The 20,850-nt window shown below is 64.4% G+C and carries 19 protein-coding genes; 6 read left to right on the top strand and 13 right to left on the bottom strand.

Going from position 1 to position 20,850, the window contains the following annotated elements:
• Positions 1 to 181: 181 nt before the first annotated feature.
• From AC6CIG_RS13885 to upp, 6 genes are all read left to right on the top strand, one after another.
• Positions 182 to 598 (top strand): pilus assembly protein N-terminal domain-containing protein, encoded by a 417-nt coding sequence (locus tag AC6CIG_RS13885; RefSeq protein WP_127708773.1) that lies wholly within the window; start codon positions 182 to 184, stop codon positions 596 to 598.
• Positions 599 to 841: 243 nt separating this feature from the next.
• Positions 842 to 1,456 (top strand): TadE/TadG family type IV pilus assembly protein, encoded by a 615-nt coding sequence (locus tag AC6CIG_RS13890; protein ID WP_127708775.1) that lies wholly within the window; start codon positions 842 to 844, stop codon positions 1,454 to 1,456.
• Positions 1,457 to 1,463: 7 nt separating this feature from the next.
• Positions 1,464 to 2,048, top strand: coding sequence for a TadE/TadG family type IV pilus assembly protein (locus AC6CIG_RS13895; protein ID WP_127708777.1), 585 nt, complete (start codon positions 1,464 to 1,466; stop codon positions 2,046 to 2,048).
• Between the two features lie 170 nt (positions 2,049 to 2,218).
• Entirely contained in the window at positions 2,219 to 3,436 is a 1,218-nt protein-coding gene (locus tag AC6CIG_RS13900; RefSeq protein ID WP_127708778.1) for a phosphopentomutase, read from the top strand.
• On the top strand, positions 3,433 to 4,407 hold the full coding sequence (locus AC6CIG_RS13905) for an adenosine deaminase (protein WP_127708780.1): 975 nt from the start codon (positions 3,433 to 3,435) through the stop codon (positions 4,405 to 4,407). The genes AC6CIG_RS13900 and AC6CIG_RS13905 overlap by 4 nt, the downstream gene beginning before the upstream one ends.
• A gap of 110 nt (positions 4,408 to 4,517) precedes the next feature.
• Positions 4,518 to 5,147 carry a uracil phosphoribosyltransferase gene (gene upp / locus AC6CIG_RS13910; protein ID WP_018093764.1) on the top strand — a complete coding sequence of 210 codons (630 nt, stop codon included), beginning with the start codon at positions 4,518 to 4,520 and terminating at the stop codon, positions 5,145 to 5,147.
• Positions 5,148 to 5,250: 103 nt separating this feature from the next.
• Here upp and deoA read toward each other — a convergent pair whose 3' ends face one another.
• The 13 genes from deoA to AC6CIG_RS13975 form a co-directional block, all read right to left on the bottom strand.
• Positions 5,251 to 6,567: a thymidine phosphorylase gene (deoA, locus tag AC6CIG_RS13915; protein WP_127708782.1), complete on the bottom strand. Its 1,317-nt coding sequence runs from the start codon at positions 6,565 to 6,567 to the stop codon at positions 5,251 to 5,253.
• Positions 6,568 to 6,573: 6 nt separating this feature from the next.
• Positions 6,574 to 7,371 (bottom strand): purine-nucleoside phosphorylase, encoded by a 798-nt coding sequence (locus AC6CIG_RS13920; RefSeq protein WP_127708784.1) that lies wholly within the window; start codon positions 7,369 to 7,371, stop codon positions 6,574 to 6,576.
• Positions 7,368 to 7,763, bottom strand: a complete 396-nt coding sequence (locus AC6CIG_RS13925) for a cytidine deaminase (RefSeq protein WP_003536146.1) — start codon at positions 7,761 to 7,763, stop codon at positions 7,368 to 7,370. The genes AC6CIG_RS13920 and AC6CIG_RS13925 overlap by 4 nt, the downstream gene beginning before the upstream one ends.
• A gap of 2 nt (positions 7,764 to 7,765) precedes the next feature.
• Positions 7,766 to 8,737 carry an ABC transporter permease gene (locus tag AC6CIG_RS13930; RefSeq protein ID WP_018093761.1) on the bottom strand — a complete coding sequence of 324 codons (972 nt, stop codon included), beginning with the start codon at positions 8,735 to 8,737 and terminating at the stop codon, positions 7,766 to 7,768.
• A 1-nt stretch (position 8,738) separates the two neighbouring features.
• The gene (locus AC6CIG_RS13935) at positions 8,739 to 9,872 is read right to left on the bottom strand and encodes an ABC transporter permease (RefSeq protein WP_127708786.1); all 1,134 of its coding nucleotides are present in this window, start codon (positions 9,870 to 9,872) and stop codon (positions 8,739 to 8,741) included.
• Positions 9,869 to 11,404, bottom strand: a complete 1,536-nt coding sequence (locus AC6CIG_RS13940; RefSeq protein WP_018093759.1) for an ABC transporter ATP-binding protein — start codon at positions 11,402 to 11,404, stop codon at positions 9,869 to 9,871. Before AC6CIG_RS13940 ends, AC6CIG_RS13935 begins: the two co-directional genes overlap by 4 nt.
• 276 nt (positions 11,405 to 11,680) lie before the next feature.
• The gene (locus AC6CIG_RS13945; RefSeq protein ID WP_127708788.1) at positions 11,681 to 13,900 is read right to left on the bottom strand and encodes a heavy metal translocating P-type ATPase; all 2,220 of its coding nucleotides are present in this window, start codon (positions 13,898 to 13,900) and stop codon (positions 11,681 to 11,683) included.
• Between the two features lie 53 nt (positions 13,901 to 13,953).
• The gene (locus AC6CIG_RS13950; RefSeq protein ID WP_164866771.1) at positions 13,954 to 15,264 is read right to left on the bottom strand and encodes a Gfo/Idh/MocA family protein; all 1,311 of its coding nucleotides are present in this window, start codon (positions 15,262 to 15,264) and stop codon (positions 13,954 to 13,956) included.
• A 47-nt stretch (positions 15,265 to 15,311) separates the two neighbouring features.
• Positions 15,312 to 16,136, bottom strand: a complete 825-nt coding sequence (locus AC6CIG_RS13955) for a sugar phosphate isomerase/epimerase family protein (protein ID WP_127708792.1) — start codon at positions 16,134 to 16,136, stop codon at positions 15,312 to 15,314.
• A gap of 17 nt (positions 16,137 to 16,153) precedes the next feature.
• Complete coding sequence (locus AC6CIG_RS13960) at positions 16,154 to 17,569, bottom strand: enolase C-terminal domain-like protein (protein WP_127708794.1); 1,416 nt, start codon at positions 17,567 to 17,569, stop codon at positions 16,154 to 16,156.
• A gap of 9 nt (positions 17,570 to 17,578) precedes the next feature.
• Positions 17,579 to 18,742: a dihydrodipicolinate synthase family protein gene (locus AC6CIG_RS13965; RefSeq protein ID WP_127708796.1), complete on the bottom strand. Its 1,164-nt coding sequence runs from the start codon at positions 18,740 to 18,742 to the stop codon at positions 17,579 to 17,581.
• Between the two features lie 3 nt (positions 18,743 to 18,745).
• Positions 18,746 to 19,894, bottom strand: a complete 1,149-nt coding sequence (locus AC6CIG_RS13970) for a Gfo/Idh/MocA family protein (protein ID WP_437411864.1) — start codon at positions 19,892 to 19,894, stop codon at positions 18,746 to 18,748.
• A gap of 122 nt (positions 19,895 to 20,016) precedes the next feature.
• The gene (locus AC6CIG_RS13975) at positions 20,017 to 20,694 is read right to left on the bottom strand and encodes a TetR/AcrR family transcriptional regulator (protein WP_018093752.1); all 678 of its coding nucleotides are present in this window, start codon (positions 20,692 to 20,694) and stop codon (positions 20,017 to 20,019) included.
• Positions 20,695 to 20,850 lie beyond the last annotated feature (156 nt).

Below are 20,850 nucleotides of genomic sequence, written 5' to 3' on the forward strand. Positions count from 1 at the left end.
GAATTTAGCGGGGGCTAATTGCTTTCCGCTTAAGGAAACCGGTTATCGTGAGGTTAAAGGAAACTCGCTTTTTCCTGGGTAAATGTGCGGAAAATGGATGCCTTAAATTGCGCCGCATCGGCGTAACCATTCATTCACCAAAAGGCGCCAAGATGCGGCAGATAGACCGTCAGGACGCGCCATGAACACGCCCTCAGCGACCCCACGGGCCGCACTGCTTGCAACGACTGCACTTCTGGCGATCGCCGCACCGGGCGGCGCCCGCGCAGCTGAAGAAATGATGCGCGTCTATATGGACCACGCCCGTGTGCTGAAGCTCGACCGGCCCGTCAGCAAGGTGATCATCGGCAATGCGGAGGTTGCGGACGCGACCGTGGCGGATGCGAAGACCATCGTGCTGACCGGGCGCAATTTCGGCACCACCAATCTCGTCATTCTCGACCAGGACGGCAACGCCATGGTCGACGAGCGCATCCTCGTATCGATCGACGAGGGCAACACGGTGCGCGTCTATAAACAGACCGTCCGCACCGTTCTCTCCTGCACGCCCAATTGCGAGCGTGCGGAACGGCAGGCCTCGGCTTCGAGCGGCAATTAAGACCGGGAAATTCGCCCTGCCCTCACCCTAACCCTTCCCCGCGCGCGGGGAGAGGGGACTTGAGCCGCAAAGCGAGCCGCTTGTCCCTTCTCCCCGCGTGCGGGGAGAAGGTCGCGGCAGCGGGATGAGGGGCCCTTCCGCCCTCAGCTTCAGAACCACTAAAATTCTCCGGGTCCTCGAAAACGAATCTTCAACAGTCGCCGTGTATTTTGCGCCAACCAGTTGACATGATGGAACGGCGCGATGTCGATCGACGAGAAAGCATCCACTCCCCGGGCTCGCTCCCCGCGCGGCCTGTTTCGGCGCTTCATCGGCGACCGGAAAGGTGCGACGGCGATCGAATTCGCGATCCTTGCACTGCCTTTCTTCATCGTCGTCTTCGCCTCGATCGAGACATTCGTCGCTTTTGCCGGGGAGCAATTGCTGGCCAATGCGACCGATACGCTGGCGCGGAAAATCCGCACGGGTGAAATCACCACCGATGCCGGCAAGCCCGGCTTCACGACAGAAACCCAGTTCCGCCAGGCCTTCTGCGAGGAAATCGCGATCATGATGACCTGCTCGGCGACCGAGGCGACGCAAGCCTCGAAACTCTATCTCGACGTCCGCAAGCTTCCCGCCGATCTCAGTGTCTTTCCGGAAGCCGTGCCGCGGATCGGCTCCGATCTCGACACCAGCGGCTTTACGTTCGCACCCGGCGGCCCGAACGACTACACCATGGTGCGCGCCTATTACCGCTGGACCGTGATCACCGATCTCGTTCGTCCCCTGGTGACCAAGCTCAGACCCGCCGGCGACAGCATGCCGCGCGACTATCTGATGGTCTCGACCGCCACCTTCCGCAACGAAAACTATTGAGGCCGCCATGGAACGTCTTCCTGCATGCAAACGGCAGCTGTGGGGTGTCTTCCACGGACTGTTGCGGGACCGGCGCGGCGCCGGTGCCGTGGAATTCGCCATTGTCGCGCCGCTTCTGATCGCGGCCTATGTCGGCGCTTTCGAGCTTTCGCTCGGCTTCACCGTGGCGCGCAAGGTCGGGCGGGCCTCGAGTGCGGTGAGCGATATCGTCACCCAGGAGCAGCAGGTGAACAAGGCCTTTCTGGACGACATGCGCAACGTCGCGAAAAACATGCTGGTGCCCTATGACGGCTCCGACTACGACCTCAAGATCACCGGTATCCAGGTGAACGGCACGACTGAAGGCAAGGTCGCCTGGTCCCGGGGCTGGTCGGACGCGAGCGACGGCGCGACGGTCCCCTATGCGGTCAATTCCGTGGTCAGCGTTCCGGCGGAGCTCGACGCGGTGAATGCCTTCGTCGTGCGCACCGAACTCGTCGTCAACCACCAGATTTCCCTGTTCGGCTCGGACGCCGGCGGCACGATCCCGCTCTCCCGGACCTCATACTACCGCCAGCGCTTCGGCACGACCATCAACTGCACCGATTGCTGAGGCTTCCCTCCCGGCACCCACGCGGGGTGGGTCCTGGGCGGCATGCATCAATTGCAATGGACAAGGCGGCGCGCTATTTCTGCCGGATTGTGCGGCGACGGCCGCGAAAATCTTAATGGCACCGGCTCGCCGCTTATCGCGCTCGCGCTCGGGATCAGTCAGGGTGTTTCATGGCGCGTGCGTTCCTTTTCGTCCTCGATTCCTTCGGCATCGGCAATGCGCCGGACGCAGAGGCTTTCGGCGATCTCGGCGCCGATACGCTCGGACATATTGCGGAATTCTGCGCGGCGGGAGCGGCCGACCGGACGGGTCTGCGGGAAGGGCCGCTTCATCTGCCCAACATGTCGGCGCTCGGCCTCATGCATGCGGCGCGGCTCGCGACCGGGCGGCTGCCCGCCGGCATGGCGCTGCCGGAACGCGTCTACGGGATCTACGGCGCTGCAAGCGAAGTCTCGCGCGGCAAGGACACGCCGTCCGGTCATTGGGAAATCGCCGGCACGCCGGTGACCTTCGACTGGGGCTATTTTCCGGCCGAAGGCGACGCCTTCCCTCCCGAACTTGTGGAAGCGATCTGTCGTGAGGGCGATGTGCCCGGCATTCTCGGCAATTGCCATGCTTCGGGTACCGACATCATCGCCCGCCACGGCGAAGAGCATATGCGGAGCGGCAAGCCGATCTGCTACACCTCGTCCGATTCCGTCTTCCAGATCGCCGCGCATGAACAGACCTTCGGGCTGGAGCGCCTGCTGAACCTCTGCGAGGTCGTCCGCCGGCTCGTCGACGACCACAATATCGGCCGCGTCATCGCACGGCCCTTCGTCGGCAGCGACCCGGGCAACTTCACGCGCACGGGCAACCGTCGCGACTATTCGGTGCCGCCGCCCGAGACCGTTCTCGACCGGCTGCAGGAGGCCGGGCGCACGGTGCACGCGATCGGCAAGATCGGCGACATCTTCGCCCATCAGGGTGTGACCAGGCTCACCAAGGCCAACGGCAACATGGCCCTCTTCGACGCCAGTCTGGAAGCCATCGAAGAGGCCGAAGACGGGGCGCTCGTCTTCACCAATTTCGTCGACTTCGACATGCTCTACGGACATCGCCGCGACGTGCCCGGCTATGCCGCCGCGCTGGAAGCCTTCGATGCACGCCTGCCCGATCTCGACCGCCGGCTGAAACCCGGCGACATGGTGATCCTGACCGCCGACCATGGCTGCGATCCGACCTGGCGCGGCACCGACCACACGCGCGAGCGCGTGCCGGTGCTGATGTTCGGCCCGACGCTTCGCAGCCGCTCCTTCGGCATCGCCGACAGCTTCGCCCATATCGGCGAAACCGTCGCAAGACATCTCGGCATTGGCGCCGGCCCACATGGGAGAAGCCTCATTTGACCGCTCATCTGAAGAAAGCCGAACTGCATTGCCATATCGAGGGCGCGACGCCGCCTGAACTGGCGCTGAGGCAGGCCCGCAAATACGGCGTCGACACCAGCGCGATCATCCGCGACAGGGCCTATGTCTGGGAGGATTTCACCAGCTTCGTAAGGTGCTACGACGCCGTCGCCTCGCTGTTTCGAACCGAAGGCGACTATGCGCTTCTCGCCGAGACCTATCTGACGGAGCTTGCCGAAGCGGGTACGATCTACAGCGAAATCATTGTCTCGCCCGACCATGGCGAAACGATCGGGCTCGGCGCCGACGCCTATATCGAGGGCCTCGCCGCCGGCATGGAGGCGGCGAAGGCGAAGACCGGCATCGAATCGCGCATGCTGATCACCGGCATCCGCCATTTCGGTCCCGACTCGGTCATCAGGACCGCCGAATATGCAGCGATGCGCCGGCATCCGCTCGTGACCGGCTTCAATCTGGCCGGCGAGGAGCGCATGCACAGCGTCGCGGAATTCTCCCGCGCCTTCGACACCGTCCGCGATGCCGGCCTCGGCCTCACCATCCACGCGGGTGAACTTTCCGGCGCCTTCAGCGTGCGTGATGCGCTGGACCATGTCCGCCCGGCCCGGATCAGCCACGGGGTCCGGGCGATCGAGGACGGCGATCTCGTGAAGCGCCTTGCCGACGAGGGCGTCGTGCTCGAAGTCTGTCCCGGTTCGAATGTCGCGCTTCAGGTGTTCCCGGACTTTGCCTCGCATCCCCTTAGGCGGCTTTACGAAGCCGGCGTCCGCGTGACGCTCAATTCCGACGATCCTCCCTTCTTCCACACGTCGCTCGCGCAGGAATACGAAATCGCCTTCCACGCGATGGGCTTCTCCGACAGCGAGATCGACCGGATGACGCAGACCGCGATTGAAGCCGCCTTCGTGGACGAGCCGACGCGGGAGAGGTTGCTGGCCGCGTTGCATGTCTAGTTGCGCGGATGAGCGGGCCTAGCTGCACAACTTCCACCTACACTCTTGCGGCCCCCGCCCTTTCCATGGAAAAGAGGGTGGATAGCCAATTTTCGCGGGGAAGATGAGCCATGGACGGCGTAACGGTGATCGGTCATCCGCTGGTGCAGCACAAGCTGACCATCATGCGCAAGAAGGAAACGTCGACTGCGGGCTTCCGCCGGCTGCTCAAGGAAATCTCGACGCTGCTCTGCTATGAGGTCACGCGCGATCTGGAGCTGACGACCGAACGGATCGAGACGCCTCTCGTGGAAACCGACGCGCCGGTGCTCGAGGGCAAGAAGCTCGTCTTCGCTTCCATCCTGCGCGCCGGCAACGGCCTGCTCGAGGGCATGCTCGAACTGGTGCCCTCGGCGCGCGTTGCGCATATCGGCGTCTACCGGGACCACGAGACTCTGCAGGCGGTCGAATATTTCTTCAAGGCGCCGGACAACATCAACGAGCGCCTCGTCATCGTCGTCGACCCGATGCTCGCCACCGGCAATTCCTCGATCGCGGCCATCGAGAAGCTCAAGGAGCGCGGTGCGCGGAACATCCGCTTCCTCTGCCTCCTTGCCGCTCCGGAGGGTATTCGCAACTTCCAGGGCGCCCATCCGGACGTACCGATCTTCACCGCCTCGATCGACAGCCATCTCAACGAGAAGGGCTATATCGTGCCGGGCCTCGGCGATGCGGGAGACCGCATGTACGGAACGAAGTAGGGCTGTCGGTCTGCCGTCCTGCCGCCTCGGAAAACGGCGCTGCATCTCGTCAACGAGTCCGATAAGGTGCGGGATGCGGGCGGAAAACCGCACACGCTTTTCCTCACTCCGCTCTCAGCTTCGAAACGACCACAGGCCGTTGCGCCGGCTCCTCGTCTGCGATCGCATAGAGCGTGGCAACCCGCTTTGCGATCGCCTCGGCCTGGCTTCGGTCGGCAGCATGGACGAAGGCGATCGGCTCGCCCTTTTCGACTTTCGTCCCGAGCGGTCTCAGGCCGGTAAAACCGACGCGATGATCGATCCGGTCATCCGGGCGGGTGCGCCCGCCGCCGAGTGCGATGACCGACATTCCCAATTCGCGCGTCTCGCAGGACGCCAGATAGCCATTCCGGCCCGCCGGCACGGCAAGGACCGCGGGCGCCCCGGCAAGATAGGCGCCCGGGCGATCCACGAAATCGCCAGGTCCGCCGAGCCGCCGGATCATGAGGCCGAAACGCTCCATCGCCTCCCCGCTCTCCAGGACGCGCCGCGCCATGGCTTCGGCTTCGGCTTCATGCGCCGCGACACCCGCTGCAACGAGCATTTCCCCAGCCAGGGCCATCACGACCTGATCGAGGCGAGTTCCCGCTTTCTCGCCGCGCAGATAGGCCAGGCAGCTCTCTATTTCGAGCGCGTTGCCGGCCGCGTCCGCCAGTGGCTCGTTCATGTCGGTGATCAGCGCAGAGGTGCGCACGCCCGCGCCATTGGCGACCTCGACCAGCGAACGCGCCAGGACTTCGGTTTCGGCGGGATCCGTCATGAAGGAGCCATTGCCGAGCTTGACGTCGAGGACCAGCGACCGGAGCCCTGCGGCGAGCTTTTTCGAAAGGATCGATGCGGTGATCAGCGGCACCGAATCGACCGTGGCCGTCACGTCGCGGATCGCATAGAGGCGCTTGTCGGCCGGCGCGAGATCGGCGGTCTGGCCGATGATGGCGCAGCCGACCTCATCGACCACCAGCCGAAAAAGCTCGGGCGATGGCTGGATGTCATAGCCGGGAATCGATTCGAGCTTGTCGAGCGTCCCGCCGGTGTGGCCGAGCCCCCGGCCCGAAATCATCGGCACGGCCGCACCGCAGGCGGCGACGATTGGTGCCAGCATCAGCGAGACATTGTCGCCGACGCCGCCCGTCGAGTGCTTGTCGACGATGGGGCGTGCGAGATCGCTCCAGTCGAGCGTTTCCCCGGAATCGCGCATCGCCAGCGTCAGCGCCACGCATTCGTCGCGATTCATTCCGGAAAACCAGACCGCCATGGCGAAGGCGGCCGCCTGCCCTTCCGAGACCGAGCCATCGGTCACACCCGCGACGAAACCGGCGATATCCGCCGGATCAAGCCGATCGCCGTCCCTTTTCTTTCGTATGATTTCCTGCGGAAGCATGGCCGTTCAGCCTTCGCTCGCGATCATCTCTTTCAGGATTGCCGCCAGCCGCGTGCCGCCGAGCGGTGCCATTTGCTTGGTTTCTTCATGGCTGAGTTCCGCCCCGGTCATGCCGGCGGCAAAATTGGTGACGACGGAGGCGGCGGCGACCTTCAGTCCGAAGAACCGGGCGAGAATGACCTCCGGTACCGTGGACATGCCGACCGCATCGGCACCGAGGATACGGGCCATGCGGATTTCGGCCGGCGTCTCGAAGCTCGGCCCGGAGAACCACATATAGACGCCGCGCGCGAGCGGGATGCCGAGGCGTTCGGCGGCCTCCTCCATCCCTATGGCCAGCGCCGCGTCATAGGCATTCGTCATGCCGACGAAGCGCTCGTCGCTTTCGACGCCGATCAGCGGATTGGCGCCGGCAAAGGCGATGTGATCGGCAATGCGCATGACCGAGCCCGGCGGCATGTCTTCGCGCAGCGAACCGGCGGAATTGGTGAGGATCAGGTTCTCGACGCCGATCCGCTTCAGCATCTCGATCGGCACGCGCATGGCATTGGCGTCGCCGCGTTCGTAATAGTGGGCACGGCCGGAAAGCACGGCGACGGGAGTGTTGCCGATCCTGCCCGCCACGAACTCGCCGGCATGGCCGGAAACGCCGCTCACCGGAAAGCCCGGGATCTCCGCATAGGGGATGCGCAGCGGCTCCGCCACTGCGTCGACGAGCGAGCCGAGGCCGGAACCGAGCACGATGCCGTAGCGGGGCGCAAGCGCTCCGAGCTTGCCCCCGAGGAAGTCCGCCGCCGCCGTCATCCGAGAATCTCCGTCTCGAAGCTGTGCGGCAGCAGGTCGGAGAGCGCCAGCGTCTTCCTGATCCCCGTTTCGTCGCAAAGATAGATGCGGGTGCTCGCGCCGGAAAATTCCGCAAGCCGCTGACGGCAGCCGCCGCAGGGCGGGCAGAGCGCGAGTTTCTCGGCGACCACCGCGACCTCCGTGATCTTGCGCTGGCCGGCCATTACCATATGGCTGATCGCCGTCGTCTCGGCGCACCAGCCCTCCGGAAAGGACAGGTTCTCGATGTTTGCGCCCGTATAGATCCTGCCGTCCTCGGCGCGAATGGCGGCGCCGACCGGAAACTTGGAATAGGGCGCATGCGCCTTCGCCATGGCTTCACGCGCCGCGACAAAGAGTTCGTCCTTGGACATGATTAGCGCTCCTTCACATAGGGTACGCCGCCCGCCTTCGGCGGAATGGCCTTGCCGATGAAGCCGGCAAGCAGGATAACGGTGAGGATATAGGGCAGGGCCTGCATGAGCTGCACCGGAACCTGGCCGATAAGCGGCAAGGGCGTGCCCTGCAGACGAATCGCGAGCGCATCGAGGAAGCCGAAGAGCAGGCAGGCGAACATGACGTTGAGCGGCCGCCATTTGGCGAAGATCAGCGCCGCAAGCGCGATATAGCCCTTACCCGCCGTCATGCCCTTGACGAAGCCCGCCGTCATCGCCAGCGAAAGATAGGCGCCGGCAAAGCCGCAGAGAATGCCGCAGCAGATGACAGCCCGGTATCTGAGCCAGATCACCGAGATACCGGCGGTATCGACCGCGCCCGGATTCTCGCCGACGGCGCGCAGCCTCAGGCCGAAACGGGTGCGGTAGAGAATCCACCAGCTGATCGGCACCATGGCGAAGGCGAGATAGGTGAGCAGGAAATGGCCGGACAGGAGGTCCGCATAGACCGGCCCGAGGACGGGAATTTCGCGGATCATGTCCGCGTCGGGGAAGTTGATCGTCTGGAACCGCGCGCCTTCGGCGAGCGCCGGCGTGCGGCCGCCTTGCCGGAACCAGGCCTCTCCCAGGATCACGGTGGAACCGGCAACGATGAAGTTGATCGCCACACCCGAGACGATCTGGTTGCCGCGCTGGGTGATCGAAGCATAGCCGTGGACGAGCGAGAGGGCCACGGAAACGAGGATCGCCGCAACGAGCCCCACCCAGACGGACTGCGTGACGGCTGCCGCCGCCCCGGCGGCAAAGGCCGCACCGAGCATCTTGCCCTCCAGGCCGATGTCGAAGACGCCGGCGCGCTCGGTGAACAGACCGGCAAGGGCTGCGAAGACCAGCGGCACGGAGACGCGGATCGTCGATTCCAGGAGCACGACGAGAACGTGGAAGAAGTCCATTTCAGGCTCCCTTGGTCTGCACGACGGCGGCCGCGCGCTGGCCGCGCATCGCGAAGGCGCGCGTGATCGCCGGGCGGAACATGTTCTCGAGCGCCCCGGCAAAGAGGATCACGAGACCCTGGATGATGACGATCATGTCCCGGGAGATCGAAGGCATCTCGAAGGCGATCTCGGCGCCGCCCTGGTAGAGCACGCCGAAAAGGATCGCGGCGGGAATGATGCCGCCCGGATGCGAGCGCCCCATCAACGCGACCGCGATGCCGACGAAGCCGGCGCCTTGCACGAAATCCAGCTGCATGCGGAACTGCTCGCCCATGATCGGGTTCAGCGCCATCATGCCGGCAAGGCCGCCTGATATCATCATGGCGACGACGGTGATGCGGCTTTCGCTGATACCGGCATAGCGCGCGGCGGACGGGCTATGGCCCATGGTGCGCATCTCGTAGCCGAGCCTGGTGCGCCAGATCAGCACCCAGACCGCGAAGGCGGCCGCCAGCGCCAGGAGGAACGAGATGTTGAACGGCGCCGTGCCGATATTGAGGCCGAAGATCGACAGCAGCCAGTCGAGCTTCGGCAATTGCCCGCCTTCGGCGAAGGTGCGCGTCTGCGGCGCCATCGAGCCGAGCGGCTTCAGCACGCGTGTCAGCAGATAGACCATCAGGCTGGAGGCGATGAAATTGAACATGATGGTGGTGATGACGATATGGCTGCCGCGTTTGGCCTGCAGCCAGCCGGGCAGGAACGCCCAGAGCGCGCCGAAGAAGGCGGAGCCGACGATGGCGAGCGGGAAGACCACGTACCAGGGCATAGTCTGGTCGAGCCAGAGGCAGGCGAGCGCCACGCCGATGCCGCCGACATAGGCCTGGCCCTCGCCGCCGATGTTGAAAAGACCGGCATGAAAGGCGACCGCCACCGCGAGCCCGGTGAAGATGAAGGTCGTCGCATAATAGAGCGTGAAGCCGATATATTCGCCGCGGCCGAAGGCGCCGTTGATGAGATGATAGGCGGCTTCGAGCGGGTTTTCGCCGACGAGGAGAACGACGAGGCCGGCGACGAGGAAGGCGACGGCAAGATTGATCAGCGGGATGAGGCCATATTCCACCCATACCGGGAGTTTCGCATAGGGCGTACTCATTCTGCGGCCTCCTTGCGGCCTTCGACACCGGCCATCAGCAGGCCGAGCTCGCCTTCGGTCGCCTCGGGGCTGCGTTCGCCGACGACGCGTCCGGCAAACATCACGAGGATGCGGTCGGAAAGGGAACGTATCTCGTCGAGCTCGACCGAAACCAGCAGAACGGCCTTGCCCTGGTCGCGCATCTCGATGATCCGCTTGTGGATGAATTCGATCGCGCCGACGTCGACTCCGCGGGTCGGCTGGCCGATGATGAGGACGTCCGGATCCCGCTCCATCTCGCGCGCAAGCACGACCTTCTGCTGGTTGCCACCGGAGAAATTGGCCGTCCTCAGCCGCGCATTCGGCGGGCGAATATCATATTTGGCAATCTTCTCCTCGGCATCCTTGCGGATCGCATCGATGTTCAGGAACATGCCGTTGGAGAAGCGCGGGTCATGGTGGTAACCGAGGATCGCGTTTTCGCACTCCTCGAACTTGAGCACGAGCCCGACGTGATGCCGGTCTTCCGGCACATGCGCCAGTCCGCGATCCCGCAGTTTCGCCGGGTCCGCGTTGCCGGTCACGTCCACCGGCTTGCCGTTGAGGAGAACCGTCCCGGAGGCGGCCTTGCGGATGCCGGCGATCGCTTCGAGCAGTTCCGACTGGCCGTTGCCGGCCACGCCGGCGATGCCGACGATCTCGCCTGCACGAACCTCGAAGGAGACGTTATCGACCATGGTCACGCCGCGGCTGTCCTTGACCGTCAGCCCCTGGACGGCGAGCTTCACGTCAACGGGATTGCTCTCGCCCTTCTCGACACGCAGCAGCACGCGCCGACCGACCATCAGCTCGGCCAATTCCTCGACCGAGGTTTCACGCGTCGTGCGCGTCGCCACCATTTCGCCGCGGCGCATGACCGACACCTCGTCGGTGATCGCCATGATCTCGCGCAGCTTATGGGTGATGAGGATGATCGTCTTTCCCTGCGCCTTGAGCTGGCCGAGGATACGAAACAGGTGATCGGCCTCGGCCGGCGTCAAGACGCCGGTCGGTTCGTCGAGGATCAGGATATCGGCCCTTCGATAAAGCGCCTTCAATATCTCGACGCGCTGCTGGAGGCCGACCGGCAGCTCCTCGATCAGGGCGTCCGGATTGACCTCGAGCGCATATTCCTTCTCGAGCCGTTTCAGCTCCTGCCGCGCCTTGGCGATGCCCTTGTTGAGGATCTGGCTGTCCTCGGCGCCGAGCATGACGTTTTCGAGCACGGTAAAGTTCTCGACCAGCATGAAGTGCTGGTGGACCATGCCGATCCCGACGGAGATCGCCGCATTCGGATCGCGAATGGTAACAGGCTTGCCGTCGACCAGGATCTCACCGTTGTCGGCCTGATAGAAGCCATAGAGGATCGACATCAGCGTCGACTTGCCGGCACCGTTTTCGCCGATGATGCCGTGGATCGTGCCCTTGCGAACCTTGAGATTGATGTTCCTGTTGGCGTGGACCAGCCCGAAGCTCTTGTCTATTCCACGCAATTCGATGGCAATATTGTTCATATTGGCCTGCGATCCCCTTTTTGCCCGCTTCGGCTCATCGCAGAAACCGTGCCGACAATTTTTTTACCATTTGGTATAAGTTTATCATCGATTTTCAGGCGCGAAAGCCTGGGCGACGAAATCTCCTTATACTCTCATAGGATCGCCGGTGAGAGTCCAGCGCGAATATACACAGGGAGATTGCATCCATGGCGCGGGTGCGTGAAGGCGCTTCCCTCCCCCTTGAGGGGAGGGTTTGGGGGCCTTGCGGAAGGCCGCGGGTTAAATCCCGGCCAGCTAACGCAGCAGCCTCAATGCGTTGATCGTCACCAGGACGGTCGCGCCGGTATCGGCGAGGATCGCCGGCCAGAGGCCCGTCACGCCGGCAATGGTGGTCGCCAGGAACACGGCCTTGAGGCCGAGTGCGATCGTGATGTTCTGGTGAATGTTGCGCATCGTCACCCGTGACAGCTTCACCATCTCCGAGACGTCCGAGACGCGGGCATGGAGGCTGGCCGCGTCGGCCGTTTCCAGCGCCACGTCGGTGCCGCCGCCAACGGCGATGCCGACATCCGCCGCCGCCAGAGCCGGCGCGTCGTTGATGCCGTCGCCGACCTTCGCCACGACGAGGCCTTCGGCCTTGAGCCCGCTTACGATGCGCTGCTTATCCTCGGGAAGAAGCCCTGCATGCGCCTCGATGCCCCCGAGCCGGTCGGCGATCGCCTCGGCCGTCGCCCGGTTGTCGCCGGTGAGCATCACCACCCGCAACCCCTGAGCGGCGAGCGCCCTCAGGCCCGCCGCGGCATCCGCACGCGGTTCGTCGCGCATGGCAAGCGCTCCGGCTGCCCTCCCGCCGACGACGAGCACGGAGACGGTCTTCCCCTCATCCTGCAGGGTTTCGATCCGAGCCAGTTCATCCGCCGCCAGCGGTGCGCGCTCCCGGGCCGCCTCGGGCGAGCCGAGGAAAAGCTCGACGCCGTCTGCGGAAGCGGCAACGCCCTTGCCCCCGATCGCCCTGGCGCCTTCGACGGGAAGGAGCGCCAATCCATCGGCTTCGGCACGCGACAGGACGGCACGGGCCAGCGGATGGCTGGATCCCTGTTCGAGCGCAGCGGCGTAGTCGAGCACCTCCGCTTCCGATCTGCCGAAGGCGACGATGTCGGTCAGCTTCGGCCTGCCTTCGGTGAGCGTTCCGGTCTTGTCGAAGGCGACGGCTGTGATCCTGCCGAGATTTTCGAGGACGGCGCCGCCCTTGATCAGAAGACCGCGGCGTGCACCTGCCGAAAGACTCGCGGCGATCGCGGCCGGCGTGGAGATGACGAGGGCACAGGGGCAACCGATCAGGAGAAGCGCGAGCCCTTTGTAAATCCAGTCCTGCCACAGGCCGCCGAAGGCGAGCGGCGGGATGATCGCGACCAATGCCGCGACGAGCACCACGCCCGGCGTGTAATATCGGGAGAAGCGATCGATGAAACGCTCCGTCGGCGCCTTCTTCTCCTGCGCCTCTTCGACAAGCCTGATGACGCGCGCGATGGTATTGTCGGCCGCGGCGGCGGTGACGCGCACCCGCAGCGCGCCGTCACCATTGACGGTTCCGGCAAAGACGTTCGCGCCGGCTTCCTTCAGGACGGGCGTGCTCTCGCCGGTCACCGGCGCCTCGTCGACGCCGCTCTCGCCGGAGACGATGATGCCATCGGCGGGAAGCCGGTCGCCGGGACGGACGAGGACGATGGCGCCAGGGGCCAGGCTTTCGGCGGGGACCTCCACGGTCCTGCCGTTTTCTTCGAGGAGCGCCGATTTTGGCACGAGCGCGGTCAGCGCCTGTATGCTCGCCCGTGCCTTGCCCGCGGCAACGCCCTCGAGCAGTTCCCCGATCAGGAACAGGAGGACGACCATGGCCGCTTCCTCGCCGGCGCCGATGAAAACGGCACCGGCTGCCGCAATGGTCATCAGCATCTCGATCGAGAAAGGCGTGCCGGAAACAGCTGCCATGAGCGCGCGTCTCGCGATCGGCACCAGGCCGACGAGCATGGCGAGGGTGAAAATCCAGGGCTCGGTACCGGGAACGAACTGACCGATGGCATAGGCTGCGGCAAGGGCAACGCCGCAGGCGAGCGTGAGCCTGCCCTTTGCCGTTCGCCACCATGGCAAGGGCGCCCTGAAATGGGACGACGGCTTCGTGCCTGCCGGAAGGATTGTCGGATGGCCGTGATCGTGGTGCGGGCCGCCTGCAACTTGCCCGTGGCCGCAGCAGGCGTGCTCGCTCTGAGCCGGCTGCCGTTCCGTCGCAACGTCAAGCGGCGTAAGCCCGTAGCCGAGGCCGCCGACCTTCCGCATCACCTGGGCGCCGATATCGTCGCGCGCCACATGCCGGACGGTCATGGTGCCGGCGGCCACCGAGACATTCACGTCCTCGACCCCCGCAACCCGCCTGACGGCCGTGTCGATCTTGGTCGCGCAGGACGCGCAATCCATCCCATCGACGCGGAATCTCGTTTCCCGAAATATGCCTGTCATTCCATGCTCCTTACGAAACCGGAAGCAGGCTAAGTCCTCTAGCAACTAGAGGTTCAAGAGGGAAAATGCGCGGTCCACCCGGCATTCGCCGCGAGCTTGCGCTCCGCCTGCGCCCCGTCGGTGAACAATTCCGGCATCAGATCGGCCAGGCTGACGATCTTGCCCGTACGCGAACTCTGAAGCGCCGCAATGCCGCAAAGGACCGACATGGCGCCGGCCCGCGCACCTGCGCGCTGTCCAAGCGGATCCGTCGCATCCGGCGCGAAGAGCGTATTCCGCAGCCGGTCGTCGCCGCCATAGTGCCCGCCGGGAAAATGCGGCACCGTGATCCGTTCGATCGCCGCCTTGCCCTTGGGAAAGTTGCGGACGAGCAGGATCATGTCCTCGGCCGGCGTCTCCCACGGCTGGTCCTCGTACTGGCGAAGCTCGATCCTGCCCTTCGTACCGTTGAAGGCGATATGATGGCCCTCGATCGGCTGGAAGGTGTTGAGCGAATAGGAGACGTGGACGTCGTTGCGGTAGCGGATATTCGCGACCATCGTGTCGGGGATGTCGATGTCCTCGCGGAAGACGCAGCCGTCGCGGAAATAGCCGTCGATTTCGGAAGGTTCCTCATAGAGCGAGTCGAGAAACGGATCGGCTTCGAGATCGAGGTAGAAGTCGCACTCGCTCTTGTGAGGACAGAGCTTGCAGCGGGGACCTCGAAACGGTCCCTTGCGGCCGTACATCTGCAGGTCGGCAAAGGCGCTGACCGCGTCCGGATCGCTGTCGAGATACCAGTTCAGGAGATCGAAATGGTGTGTCGCCTTGTGCACGAAGAGGCTGCCCGAGCGTTCCGTATAGGCATGCCAGCGGCGGAAATAATCGGCGCCGTGGCGCGTATCGAGATACCAGTGGAAGTCGACCGAGGTGACGCGACCGATCTCGCCGGCATTGAGGAGTTCCTTGATGCGTGCTGCGGTCGGCGCGAAGCGGTAGTTGAAGGAAACGTCCACCCGCCGCCCGGTCCGCTTCTCCGCGTCGAGAATGCGGCGGATCTTCTCGACCGTGGTCGACATCGGCTTTTCGGTGATGACGTCGGCGCCGGACTCCAGGGCGCGCACGACGATATCGTCATGCGTGTCGTCCGGGGTGCAGACGATGACGAGATCGGGGCGCGTTTCGGCAAGCATGGTATCGACATTGCCGTAAACGGGCGCATTGGTGGCGATCATTGTGCGGGCGCGCTCGGCCCGCAGCGCGTTCGTATCGGCAATGGCGACCAGATCGACGAGGCCGCGCCAGCCGGCCAGAAGATCCCTGCCCCACATGGTGGTTCCGCGGTTGCCGGTGCCGACCAGCGCAAAGCGACGCTTGTTGTCCATCATACCCTCACGCATATTTTATAGGAGACACATCCTGCCCCAGCATATCAGCAGCAGTTCCGGTAGCGTTCCACACAGGTCGCGATCACCTCCTCGGCCGGGCGCTTCCACCAGTTGTCTGCTGAGAAGATCTCGACCTCCTGAGCCCCGTGGAAGCCGGCCGCCTCGATCCGGCGCCGGATACCCTTGAGGTCGATGACGCCGTCGCCCATCATGCCGCGATCCGTCAGCATGTCCTTGGTGGGGACGAGCCAATCGCAGATGTGATGAGCGAGGATCGCCTTCATTTTGCCTGCCCTCGCGATCTGCTCGTCGAGATCGGGATCCCACCATACGTGATAGACGTCGATCGCCACGCCGACGCCCGGGCCGAGGGTGTCGCAGATATCGAGAGCCTGTCCGAGCGTGTTCACGCAGGCGCGGTCGGCGGCATACATCGGATGCAGCGGCTCGATCGCAAGCGGCACGCCGGCCGCGCGCGCATGCGGCAGCACCGCCGCGATCCCTTCCAGAACCATCCGCCGGGCCGCGTCGATGTTCTTCGAACCTCCCGGAAGGCCGCCGACGACCAGTACCAGGCAATCGGCGCCGAGTTCCGCTGCCTCGTCCACCGCGCGCCTGTTGTCGTCGATCGCCTTTTCGCGTCCTGCGGCTTCCGGCGCCGGAAAGAAGCCGCCGCGACATAGCCCAGTGAGCTTCAGACCGTTGGAGCGGACGATACGCACGGCCTCGTCGAACCCGACCGCCGCCACCTGGTCCCGCCAGGGCGCAATCGCCGTGATGCCGTGCTTTAGACAGATATCCACGGCTTCGGCGAAGCCGCACTGCTCCCGGATCGTCGCCAGATTGATGGAAAGCCCTTCGACCAGCATATGTTTTCCTCCCGATTTCAGGACACCGTCGCCGCCCAGTCCGGCTCGACGGATGAGCCGAGACCGACGGACCGCAAGACGGTGGAAAAGGTGATTTCGCCGCCGCGGATCGCCAGCCGCGCCCGCCCGGAAGCGCTTTCGTAGAGATCGCCATGACGGGCGAGATAGGCGGCCCGCTCTGCCGCCGGGGCGCCGGCCATGCCGTCGACATAGTGGTGGCCGTTGCGTTCGACGTGGCCGGCGCCGATAAGCGCTGCCAGCACGAGGTCCTGCTGGAGCGCCAGGCCCGACTGCGTGGTCAGGTCCTCGGCGGACATGAAACAGGATGCCGTCCCGGCCTCGGCGTTCCACATCTCCACGCGAGCGCGGTTGATGAGTGCCCGGTAGAAGCCTTTGCAGGACTTCGACGAGATGCCGGCATAACCGAGCGCGCGGGCACGGAGAAACGCGCCGATATCGCCGTCGGACTCGTCGATTTCGAGCGGCATCCGCCGGGCGACTTCCGTGACCGGTTTCGACAGCGCCTCGGCGCGAGCGATCGGCTGCTCGAAGAAGAGCGCCGAGGCGCTCAATTTTTCGAGACGCGGCTCTTCGGCGATCCGGTCGAGAAGATCGGCAACGGCATCGGCATTTTCGAACTGTTCGTTGCCGTCGAGCGTCACCCGATACGCATCGACGCTCTGGTCGAGAATGGCGGCGATGGCGAGCAGACGCTCGGTGTCTTCGGCCGGGCGCCCCGATACCTTGATCTTGAAATAGCGGTGGCCATAGGCGGCGATCACCTCTTCCAGCGTCTGTGGCAGGCCGTCCGCCAGCCGCTGCCCGGGCGCGAAATCGGCCGCCGTCAGCGCGTCTGCAAGGCCGATCGTGTGGCGAACGGCCAGCCTGGGGCCGGGTTCGAGGCGCGAGAGGAACCGCGCAAGGTCGAAGCCTCCCAGATCGGGCGCGGTTGCGTCGGTGATGCCCGGCAGGTTGCCTCTGACCGCCTCGGCGGCGCTTGCTCCGGTCATGCGGCACACCGCGTCGAGGATGGCGCGGTCAAGGAGCGCCAGGCCGTAGGAGGCGACAAGGGCTGGCAGGCCATGCCCGGCTGCCGCCCGGTGGTGATCACCCTCGGCAGCCGCGTGCAGTCCAAAGGGGGTCTGCGCCTGCAGCGTGGTCAGCCCTTCGACCGCCAGACGCAAGGAGGCACGCAGCTGCTCGACATTATCCTGCGGCGAAAGACCCGGGTTCTTGTCGAACCATTTCGGCATCATCATCTCTGCCGACCAGCCGATGGCGGACCGGCCGCGCGCATCCTCCACCCGCACCCGGACGAAGGCCTGCGGCGCGCTCGCAACGCGCGCCGAGCCGAAGCGGAAGGGAAAACGGAACTCGACCGGCCGCTCGAAAACCTCCGCTTCGGCCAGCCTGACGCGCGGGGCTTGCGTCATCGCAAAGCCTCACTCGACGCCGTGCACGGCGAGCACGCGCCGCATGCGGGCGGCGGCAAGCTCCGGATCGGTCAGGACCCCGGCTTTGTCAGCAAGGCGGAAAAGCTCGGCGAGATGGACGAGCGATCGGGCGCTCTGCTGTCCGCCGATCATGACGAAATGGTCCTGAAGGCCGTTCAGATAAGCAAGGAAGACGACGCCGGTCTTGTAGAAACGCGTCGGCGCCTTGAAGATGTGGCGCGAGAGCGGCACCGTCGGCTCCAGCAATTCGAAGAATTCGCCGTTTCGCCCGCTGCCCAGCGCTTCCAGCGCCGCCGAAGCCACCGGCGCGATGGCGTCGAAGATGCCGAGCAGCGCATCCGAATGCCCTTCCTCGTCGCCGGCGATGAGTTCGGCATAGTTGAAGTCGTCGCCGGTATACATGCGCACGGCTTTGGGCAGTTGCCGCCGCATCACGATCTCCTTCTCCTTGGAAAGGAGTGAAATCTTGATGCCGTCGACCTTTGCGGCATGCGCCTCGAGGACCTCGAGGCAGGTCTTCATCGCCGCCATGTGGTCGCCATTGCCCCAGTAGCCTTCGAGCGCCGGATCGAACATCTCGCCGAGCCAGTGAATGATCACCGGCTCCTTCACCTGCGAGAGAACGCGGTCGTAGACGCGGATATAGTCCTCCGGGCCCTTCGCCGCGGCGGCAAGCGCCCGGCTCGCCATCAGGATGATCCGGCCTCCTTCTGCCTCGATCGCCTCGATCTGGCTCTCATAGGCCCGGAGAATATCGTCGATCGACACGTCCGGCCCAGGCGCCAGATGGTCGGTGCCGACGCCGCAGGCGATCAGCGCGCCCTGGCGGCCGCGCGCTTCGGCAAGCGAGCGGCGGATGAGTTCGCGCGCTTCCGGCCAGCCGAGGCCCATGCCGCGCTGGGCTGTATCCATCGCTTCGGCGACGCCGAGACCGAGATCCCAGAGGCGGTGACGAAAGGCAAGCGTGCGCTCCCAGTCGATCGCCGGCGCCAGCCAGGGATCGTTGTCGGCGAGCGGGTCGGCGACCACATGGGCGGCGGCGAAGGCGACCCTGGAAAAGGCCTTGGCGTCACGCCTGTTGAAAGGCACCGGCCGACCCGTGAGGTCGTAGCTGGCAAGCCTGCCTTCGATTGGAAGCTTGATGCTGACCATGGTTCAGAGCTCCAATTCCGGAACGTCGAGCCAGCGGCGCTCCGCCCAGGATTTGAGGCCGAGTTCCGCAAGCTGTACGCCCTTGGCGCCGGCCTCGAGCCCATAGGGCCAGGGGCCGTCCTCCGCCACGTCGCGCAGGAACATTTCCCATTGCGCCTTGAAGCCGTTGTCGAAGGCCTGCGTATCCGGCACCTCGTCCCATGTCCTGTAGAAATCGATCATCTGCGGCTGATCGGGATTCCAGACCGGTTTCGGGGTGTTGACGCGGTGCTGCGTCCAGCATTTCGTGAGTCCGGCGACAGCGGAACCATGGGTTCCGTCGACCTGAAACGTCACCAGATCGTCGCGCCGCACGCGCACCGCCCAGGAGGAATTGATATGCGCGACGATGCCGCCTTCGAGTTCGAAGGTGGCATAGGCCGCGTCGTCGGTGTCGCAGTCGTAGGCGCGGCCCTGTTCGTCGATACGGCTTGGGATATGGGTCGCGCCGAGGCAGGAGACGGCCTTCACTTCCCCGAAGAGATTGTCGAGGACGTAGCGCCAGTGGCAGAGCATGTCGAGGATGATGCCGCCGCCGTCCTTTTTCCGGTAGTTCCATGAGGGCCGCTGGGCCGGAACGCCCCAATCGCCTTCGAACACCCAGTAGCCGAACTCGCCCCGCACCGAGAGTATCTTGCCGAAAAAGCCCGAATCCCTCAGCAGGGCCAGCTTGCGAAGGCCCGGCAGGAACAGCTTGTCCTGCACGACTCCATGCTTGAGCCCGGAGGTGCGCGCCTTCCGCGCCAGCTTGACCGCCGTCCTCAGATCGTCGGAGATCGGCTTCTCGCAATAGACGTGCTTGCCGGCGTCGAGCGCGCGGCCGATGAGCTCGGCACGCATCAGCGTCGTGCCGGCATCGAAGAATATCTGGTCGTTCGGATCGGCAAGCGCCGCGTCGAGATCGGTCGACCAGCGGGCGATGGCATGGCGCTTGGCCAATTGCTCCATCTTGTCGCGATTGCGGCCGACAATGATCGGATCGATCTCCAGCCTTTCGCCCGACTGGAGCGTGATCCCGCCCTGATCACGGATGGCCAGGATCGAGCGCACCAGATGCTGGTTGTAGCCCATGCGGCCGGTGACACCGTGCAATATTATACCCAAACGCGGCATGCCGTTCCTCCCTGAGAGGCCGGTGAGGGGAAGAACCAGCCCTCCCAAGCCAGTAACTAATCGGTTACTTTGTGGCAGAGGAGAATCGCACTTGTCAACAAAAAAAACGACATGTGCCTGGATCAGCGCCGGATCGACGCCAGCGTGACATGGACGATATGGCGCTTCCAGACGTCGAGATTGCTCTTGTCCATGAGGTCGCGGCCGAAGATCGTCGAGAGCGTGTACTGGTTGGACAGGTAGAAATAACCGAGGGCGGCGATCGTCAGATAGAGGTTGAGCGGATCGACGTCGGGCCGAAAGAGCCCCTCGGCCTTGCCGCGCCGGAGAAGGTCGGAAAGCTTGTCTATGAAGCTCGAATGCAGCTCCTTTAGACGCGTCGACTGACGCAGCCAGCGGGCCCGGTGCAGGTTCTCGGTGCCGAGGAGACTCAGGAATTCCGGATGTTCCAGGAAGTAGTCCCAGGTGAACATGGCAAGCTCGGCAATTCCCTGCTCGGGTTCCAAGTCGCTGAGATTAAGGGATTTTTCTGCCGTTCTTATCCCCACATAGGCCTCTTCCAGGACCGCGAGATAAAGCTGTTCCTTGTCGCCGAAGTAGTGGTAGAGCATGCGCTTGTTGATGCCGGCCCTCTCGGCGATGGAATCGACGCGGGCGCCGCCTATGCCGTTTTCGGCGAACTCCCGGGTCGCGGCGGCGAGGATCGAGGCACGCGTGCGCTCGGGGTCGCGCTGAAGCGCCCGCTCCGCGCGCCCCCCGGACCCGCTCCTCCCTTTCGCCTCGCCTCTTATCTTGTCCATCACGCGCAACCTCCGCAACCTCTTGCCTTTAACGGCCTTCGGTGCAACTTTGTCAAAATAATTTACAAGCCAATGACAGTTCGGCACACAACTGCTTGACAGGATCACTGCTTCTCCATAACTTGTAACCAAATAGTTATTTGTTGCAAGAGGCCG

Source organism: Sinorhizobium sp. GQ132, from assembly GCF_059758575.1.

Excerpts from the sequence above, each read along its gene's own strand:
- AC6CIG_RS13885 (WP_127708773.1), top strand. The coding sequence starts at position 182 with ATGAACACGCCCTCAGCGACCCCACGGGCCGCACTGCTTGCAACGACT.
- AC6CIG_RS13890 (WP_127708775.1), top strand. The coding sequence starts at position 842 with ATGTCGATCGACGAGAAAGCATCCACTCCCCGGGCTCGCTCCCCGCGC.
- AC6CIG_RS13895 (WP_127708777.1), top strand. The coding sequence starts at position 1,464 with ATGGAACGTCTTCCTGCATGCAAACGGCAGCTGTGGGGTGTCTTCCAC.
- AC6CIG_RS13900 (WP_127708778.1), top strand. The coding sequence starts at position 2,219 with ATGGCGCGTGCGTTCCTTTTCGTCCTCGATTCCTTCGGCATCGGCAAT.
- upp (WP_018093764.1), top strand. The coding sequence starts at position 4,518 with ATGGACGGCGTAACGGTGATCGGTCATCCGCTGGTGCAGCACAAGCTG.
- deoA (WP_127708782.1), bottom strand. The coding sequence starts at position 6,567 with ATGCTTCCGCAGGAAATCATACGAAAGAAAAGGGACGGCGATCGGCTT.
- AC6CIG_RS13920 (WP_127708784.1), bottom strand. The coding sequence starts at position 7,371 with ATGACGGCGGCGGCGGACTTCCTCGGGGGCAAGCTCGGAGCGCTTGCG.
- AC6CIG_RS13925 (WP_003536146.1), bottom strand. The coding sequence starts at position 7,763 with ATGTCCAAGGACGAACTCTTTGTCGCGGCGCGTGAAGCCATGGCGAAG.
- AC6CIG_RS13930 (WP_018093761.1), bottom strand. The coding sequence starts at position 8,737 with ATGGACTTCTTCCACGTTCTCGTCGTGCTCCTGGAATCGACGATCCGC.
- AC6CIG_RS13935 (WP_127708786.1), bottom strand. The coding sequence starts at position 9,872 with ATGAGTACGCCCTATGCGAAACTCCCGGTATGGGTGGAATATGGCCTC.
- AC6CIG_RS13940 (WP_018093759.1), bottom strand. The coding sequence starts at position 11,404 with ATGAACAATATTGCCATCGAATTGCGTGGAATAGACAAGAGCTTCGGG.
- AC6CIG_RS13945 (WP_127708788.1), bottom strand. The coding sequence starts at position 13,900 with ATGACAGGCATATTTCGGGAAACGAGATTCCGCGTCGATGGGATGGAT.
- AC6CIG_RS13950 (WP_164866771.1), bottom strand. The coding sequence starts at position 15,264 with ATGGACAACAAGCGTCGCTTTGCGCTGGTCGGCACCGGCAACCGCGGA.
- AC6CIG_RS13955 (WP_127708792.1), bottom strand. The coding sequence starts at position 16,136 with ATGCTGGTCGAAGGGCTTTCCATCAATCTGGCGACGATCCGGGAGCAG.
- AC6CIG_RS13960 (WP_127708794.1), bottom strand. The coding sequence starts at position 17,569 with ATGACGCAAGCCCCGCGCGTCAGGCTGGCCGAAGCGGAGGTTTTCGAG.
- AC6CIG_RS13965 (WP_127708796.1), bottom strand. The coding sequence starts at position 18,742 with ATGGTCAGCATCAAGCTTCCAATCGAAGGCAGGCTTGCCAGCTACGAC.
- AC6CIG_RS13970 (WP_437411864.1), bottom strand. The coding sequence starts at position 19,894 with ATGCCGCGTTTGGGTATAATATTGCACGGTGTCACCGGCCGCATGGGC.
- AC6CIG_RS13975 (WP_018093752.1), bottom strand. The coding sequence starts at position 20,694 with ATGGACAAGATAAGAGGCGAGGCGAAAGGGAGGAGCGGGTCCGGGGGG.